This window comes from Nostoc sp. (assembly GCF_036919495.1).
GTDB lineage: Bacteria > Cyanobacteriota > Cyanobacteriia > Cyanobacteriales > Nostocaceae > Nostoc.
This window is the reverse complement of record NZ_JBALBZ010000149.1, coordinates 1-5,802: the sequence shown is the minus strand read 5'-3', so window position 1 is coordinate 5,802 and position 5,802 is coordinate 1. Positions and strand designations below refer to the sequence as shown.

The following is a 5,802-nucleotide window of genomic DNA, read 5'->3' as shown; positions in this document are numbered from 1 at the left end:
GATCGCTCTAATTCTGTCTGAGTCTGTTGCAGTTGAGATTGCGATCGCTCCAATTCAGCTTGAGTCTGTTGTAGTTGAGATTGCGATCGCTCTAATTCTGTCTGAGTCTGTTGCAGTTGAGATTGCGATCGCTCCAATTCAGCTTGAGTCTGTTGTAGTTGAGATTGCGATCGCTCTAAAACTTCGCCAGTTTGATGCCAAACTCTTTCCATGACCTTCAACAAATCATCATGGCTATCAATATAAACTGAATCAATAGCTGGCTTAGTAGTAAAATTATTGTTAGAACATATTGCAAAAAAATAAATGGGTGCATTTAAACTAGAAACTTTTTGCTCGACTCTCTTCCCGTCTGTTGTATAAGCTTTAAAAATATTTGCTTTGGAATTTTCTAATTGAAATATGAAAGAACCTATAGCTATTCTTTGCCCATAAATCTCAACACAACCAAAATAACGTCTCAATAAGGCTGCTAATTCATCATAATAAAGTTCTTTGACATGAAATGGATTAGAATATTTAGGTTCATCTGAATAAGTTAAGCGATTAGGGGAGGAAATAATTAATACTCCATCCGGCTTAAGAACTCGCTTAATCTCCTGCATCATTTCTTCATGTTTATCGTGATGCTCAATTGTTTCAAAAGATGTTACTACGTCAACTGAATTATCGGGTAGTGGTACTGAGTCGCATGTACCCACTATAAATCTTACATTATTATGATTGCTATACTCATTAGTGGCATACTTTACAACTTCAGAGCTGATATCAACTCCAACTACTGATTTGGCTACAGTTGCAAGCAAGGCACAACCATATCCCTCACCACAAGCAATATCTAATACATGTTTACCAGCTACATAGTCAACACATAAAGCATATCGATGTAGGTGCTCATATTTAATTTGACCATTTAGAGAAGGAACGTATCTCTCACCTGTAAATTCCATACTTCCTATCAACCTTATAAAATTACTTTACTGCTACTAACGCTTGTGCAGAAGGATAATCAACAGAGAACAGCCGACACTCTGAAAATCCTGCTTGGATTACGTGCTTCCACGCGTCACATCCATATTCTGTATGAACTATAAAATCTGGTTGATTTTCTTGAGAACCATGATAGCTTGCAGGCATACCTTCTCTATAAATAGTTAGCCTATCAACAATCATAGGTACAGTGAAAGCACAATATCCCCCAGGCTTTAATACCCTGTAGCACTCTGATAAACCTCGAATTGGATGCTTTATGTGTTCTAAAACATCTGAATGAACAACCAAATCAAAAGCCATATTTCCAATGTTCATATTCATCATATCTATTTCAGGATATACTTTTAAAGTATGACCCGCTATTTCAATTAAAAACTTTGTTAAACCCCCTGCCTCATTGATTTCTAGTATTTTTAATTTTTGGATTTCCTTCTGTTTCACAAAATCTTTAAAAACCCCTGTATAGCTAAAACATTTCATTATTGCTTTAGCTAGTGACATTGATCGTAAGTTAGACTTACAGTCTATACACTGTAAACCTTGCTGTTTGTTAATATATTCGACTTCATAAGGTGCTATACGCCATTCATCAATTAGTTCTTTCCACAAAACATCGTAAGTTTCTAAATTACTCGATCCGCAACAATAACAAATCATTTTGCTAAGGTATTTGTTAATAATTGATTTGTTAAGAAAATATCGACCTCATGGGAAACAGTAACTTTGGTAAATCTAATAAAACCAAAAGTTAAATCGGTAACTCCTGACTGTATAGCCATAGGAGCTTGCAACCAATCCATCATTTCATGGCTTTCCTGGCTACCATCGGCTACCGCTGGTTCAAGGGAATAAGTATCACTTTTAATATGAGGCCATTTTATTTTAAAACTTACACTAATCAATTTTTCTTTTTCAAATTTAGGTAATGGATGTTTATACTGATGTGTGTTCCATCCAGCAATTGGTACTCTTAATCTGTCATACATTGTAATCCCAAAGATGGGACTTTCAACGTGGTCGTGACTGACAATTTTTGTGCAGATTATCAAAGTATCATCAGGCATAACAAAACCTGTCTTTTGCCCTTCGTTATTCAAAATTTCTAAGCTTAAAATTTCACAACGACCAGTACCAAACCTCTTAACTGTCGCAAACGCTAGGAATTCTTTATTAGTGAAGCAATTTTGATTTAAATTTTCTATATATTTATCCGATTTAACTTCTATATTTCCTTCATGATTTTTGATTATTTCTATATCTGGTTGCGAATCACTTAAGCACTCTGTCTTATTTCTAATTCCATCATTTATCTTTTCGTATACCCAGGCTTGGTATGATTTACTAATATCTACTGGAGTACCTTTTTCAACGATTTGACCATGATTAATCCAAATAGCACTTGAACATAGACGATTTACAGATGCTATATCATGAGATACAAACAAAATAGTTCCACCAGAGTCTTGAAAATCTTTAATTTTTGCCATGCAGCGATGCACAAACACGCCATCTCCCACAGACAAAGCTTCATCTACAATCAAAATTTCCGGGTTCACATTAATAGCTACTGCAAATGCCAAGCGGACAAACATACCACTGGAATAAGTTTTAACAGGTTCATCAATAAAATCTCCTATATCTGCAAATGCAGCTATTTCTTCAAATTTCTGTTCAAGTTCTGTTTTACTTAAGCCGAGTATCTGTCCATTAAAAAATACGTTTTGTTTCCCGGTAAACTCTGGGTTAAATCCACTTCCTAACTCTAGCAATGCAGAAACTCGACCATTAACTTTTACATCACCTTTAGTTTGAGTCATAGTTCCGGCAATAATTTGTAGGAGTGTACTTTTGCCAGATCCATTTTGACCAATAATTCCTACAGTCTCTCCCTTGGGAATATTCAAGTTAATATCCCGCAGCGCCCAAAATTCATCTGCTCTACTTTTTCCTGGTAACACAATTTCTTTGAGTCGATCTACAGGACGAGCATACCGTTTAAAAGACTTAGATACATTATTGAGGGAAATTACAATTTTCTCTCCCATATTTTGCTATTAATCCTCAAAACTACCATACTATAACTCAAAGACAATTATGGCATTTAAACTTTAACATTCGTGCTTACAATACATCTGCAAAAGCTGGACGCAGACGACGGTAACACCACAATCCGCTACAAAAAATTACTAACGCAATTAGCGAGGAAACTCCTAACTCGCCCCAATGTTTGACTTCTCCTACTAAAATTAAATCTCTATATCCTTCAACGATCGCTGTCATCGGATTTAACCAAAATACCAATCGCCGCCATTCCTCTGGAATTGCTGAAGCTGGATAAATAATTGGTGTCAAATACATCCAAATATTTAAAATTACCCCTAAACTCTGCGGGATATCTCGCAAAAATACCGTTAGTCCCGCCGCTAAATAGCCCAATCCTGCCGTTAGCAATAACTGCGGTATCCAGACCAACGGCAATAATGCCAAGGTAGTGTGTAGAGTATGAGAACTGCTCGCCACAAAAAAAATCAATGCTATTAAACCAAAGGAACTCTCAATAAAACCTGATAAAATTGGCACTAGTGGTAACAATCCTAAAGGAAACACCACTTTCTTGACTAAATTTGGCTGTACGATTACGGAACTGGCAGCCTGATTCAAACCACCACTAAAAGCAATCCAAGGTACTAATCCCGCAAATAGCCATAGACCAAAAGTGAAGTTATTTTCTGGTAAACTTTTCACACTTAACTTCACCTTCAACACGATCGAAAACACATAAGTGTAAATCAGTAATTGTGATAGCTGATTTAGTAAAGGCCATAAATTGCCTAAAACAGAACCCTTGTACCGCGCCTCTAAATCCCGACGCACCAAAGTTCTCAGCAAGTCAAACTTTGCCCACAATGGTTCATGTATCGGCAGGATGCGCCTTATATTACTTGCTTTACGTACAAATCCTCGCATTCTTTGTAACAATTACCGCTTCCTTATTCACTACTTACACGCCCCATTTTTCTCTATAAAGCTTTATAGCGATGAAAGTATCCTTGTGTTTTTTGGGGAATACATTATTACTACAAAAACGTACCCAAATCGTCTTGGTAATTATATAATAAATAGGCTATTGCTAAGTATATTTTCCCTAAAAATATAAATACTGGCGACAAGGCTGGTTTTCTTGTTAAGGACGCGAGTTTTTACTTAACTAAAACTATCTGGATCAACTCCTTGCGATCGCAAATATTCTGCTAATTTATCAGCCCGTTGGCGTTCTTGTTCAGCTTTTTTTTGATGTAGGCACCCAACCCTCTGAATTATACCAACGTAACCACAAGCCTGCTGTCTGCTGATAAGTACTCTGCCAAAGACCTAATCCTATTTCTAACTCTTCCAACCAGAAGCGGTTCTCTAGTAAAGATATTGCCTCGTAGCGAGTGCCTATGAGTTGAAAGGCACGCAAATGATTTTCGTAGTGATCGTAGAAAACTTTGATACATGACTACTACTTTGCTTGCTTAACTCAAGCTATCTGGATTAACTCCTAACGATCGCAAATGTTCAGCCAAGCGTTGCGATCGCAGCCGTTCTTGTTCCAACTGCAATTGTGTATCATATACCTGCTGCTGGGCTTGTGATGCCTGCTGCTGGGCTATAATAGCAGCTTCCTCTGGGGTTGGAACTAAATCACCATCGGGTGTAAAGTAGCGTAATTTACCTCCTTCTATGCCTAAATACAGCCTAAGCACATCGCTCCAATACCATCCCCGGGCATTTGGGGTAATTTCCTGATACTTGTTACCTACCAATTCAAAACCGGCAAATTCCAAATTTTCCGGCGAGAACCAAAAATATTCTGGTGTGTGAAATCGATTTTCATAAAGATTTTTCTTCAAATTCCGGTCAATATCAGCCGTACTTTCAGAAAGTAATTCAATAATCAAATCTGGATAACGACCATCTTCTTCCCAGACTACCCAGGAATTACGCGATCGCTTTTCGGTATCTTTGACCAAAAAAAAGTCTGGGCCTCGAAAATCTCGATTTCGCAGCTGCTGACGGCTAAAATAAATTGTTAGATTCGCACCTATAAAGAAATCATTAGAGTCACGCCATAGCCACTCAAGGGAAGTTACTAGCAGCAGTAGCTGCATATAGTGCAATGAAGTTTCCATCTCCGGCTCATCACTTAACAACCGAGTTGCATCGGGCATCTGCTGTTCTAGCTGCTGCGCTGTGACAAACATTATGGTTGTACCTGTCTGAATTGTTAATTTAATTTTAAGCTGTGAGGTCAGGAGTATGGAATTTTCTTTCTCATCTCCACTGAATTTGTGAAAGCTGAGTCACGGATTCCGCTACACTGAGACGAAGGTTTGTTGCATTGTAATCAGGCATGGAAATCGGACAAAAGGTTAAAGTCTTTCGCTTGCGCGATCGCGTTTCTGCCCCTGTTGTAAAAAAACTAGGGCAAGTGGGTATCATCCAAGGCTATAAAGTCACCGATGGTGCTGGAATCGGTGTAGTGGTGCTGTTTGAAGACAAAACTTCTACTTGGTTTTTTGAAGATGAAATCAAGCCTGTGTAGTTGTAAAGAACTCAGATCCGGGTTTTTCTTGGTATCTGAAATTTATTGCACAGGCTGAAATTCTTTGTTGAGTGCTAAGTTGGAGTTGAAAAGATCGGCGGTGAAAATAGGAATCAAATAATGGCTCTAATATTGACATTTTTGGGCAAAGGCGGCACCGCTCGTACCAAAATTGCGATCGCCGCCGCCAAATTATTGGCAAGTCAAGGCAAGCGCGTACT

6 protein-coding genes and 1 pseudogene are annotated in these 5,802 nt (G+C 38.0%); 1 reads left to right on the top strand and 6 read right to left on the bottom strand.

Annotation, left to right across the window (positions count from 1 at the left end; genetic code table 11):
* The 6 genes and pseudogenes from V7K25_RS20935 to V7K25_RS20910 form a co-directional block, all read right to left on the bottom strand.
* The coding region (locus V7K25_RS20935) for a class I SAM-dependent methyltransferase (protein ID WP_335160385.1) at nucleotides 1-950 on the bottom strand (950 nt) is incomplete at its 3' end.
* A gap of 22 nt (nucleotides 951-972) precedes the next feature.
* The gene (locus V7K25_RS20930; protein WP_335160384.1) at nucleotides 973-1,494 is read right to left on the bottom strand and encodes a class I SAM-dependent methyltransferase; all 522 of its coding nucleotides are present in this window, start codon (nucleotides 1,492-1,494) and stop codon (nucleotides 973-975) included.
* Nucleotides 1,495-1,646: 152 nt separating this feature from the next.
* A complete protein-coding gene (locus tag V7K25_RS20925; protein ID WP_335160383.1) occupies nucleotides 1,647-3,038 on the bottom strand; it encodes an ABC transporter ATP-binding protein in 1,392 nt (463 codons plus the stop codon).
* Between the two features lie 76 nt (nucleotides 3,039-3,114).
* Entirely contained in the window at nucleotides 3,115-3,960 is an 846-nt protein-coding gene (locus V7K25_RS20920; protein WP_335160381.1) for an ABC transporter permease, read from the bottom strand.
* A 237-nt stretch (nucleotides 3,961-4,197) separates the two neighbouring features.
* Nucleotides 4,198-4,483 (bottom strand): annotated as a pseudogene (locus tag V7K25_RS20915) (hypothetical protein); the annotation flags it as partial.
* 28 nt (nucleotides 4,484-4,511) lie between these two features.
* A complete protein-coding gene (locus V7K25_RS20910; RefSeq protein ID WP_335160380.1) occupies nucleotides 4,512-5,240 on the bottom strand; it encodes a Uma2 family endonuclease in 729 nt (242 codons plus the stop codon).
* A 149-nt stretch (nucleotides 5,241-5,389) separates the two neighbouring features.
* Here V7K25_RS20910 and petP point away from each other — a divergent pair, with 149 nt between their 5' ends.
* On the top strand, nucleotides 5,390-5,581 hold the full coding sequence (gene petP, locus V7K25_RS20905; RefSeq protein ID WP_334881037.1) for a cytochrome b6f subunit PetP: 192 nt from the start codon (nucleotides 5,390-5,392) through the stop codon (nucleotides 5,579-5,581).
* Nucleotides 5,582-5,802 lie beyond the last annotated feature (221 nt).

Excerpts from the sequence above, each read along its gene's own strand:
- V7K25_RS20930 (WP_335160384.1), bottom strand. The coding sequence starts at position 1,494 with ATGTCACTAGCTAAAGCAATAATGAAATGTTTTAGCTATACAGGGGTT.
- V7K25_RS20925 (WP_335160383.1), bottom strand. The coding sequence starts at position 3,038 with ATGGGAGAGAAAATTGTAATTTCCCTCAATAATGTATCTAAGTCTTTT.
- V7K25_RS20920 (WP_335160381.1), bottom strand. The coding sequence starts at position 3,960 with ATGCGAGGATTTGTACGTAAAGCAAGTAATATAAGGCGCATCCTGCCG.
- V7K25_RS20910 (WP_335160380.1), bottom strand. The coding sequence starts at position 5,240 with ATGTTTGTCACAGCGCAGCAGCTAGAACAGCAGATGCCCGATGCAACT.
- petP (WP_334881037.1), top strand. The coding sequence starts at position 5,390 with ATGGAAATCGGACAAAAGGTTAAAGTCTTTCGCTTGCGCGATCGCGTT.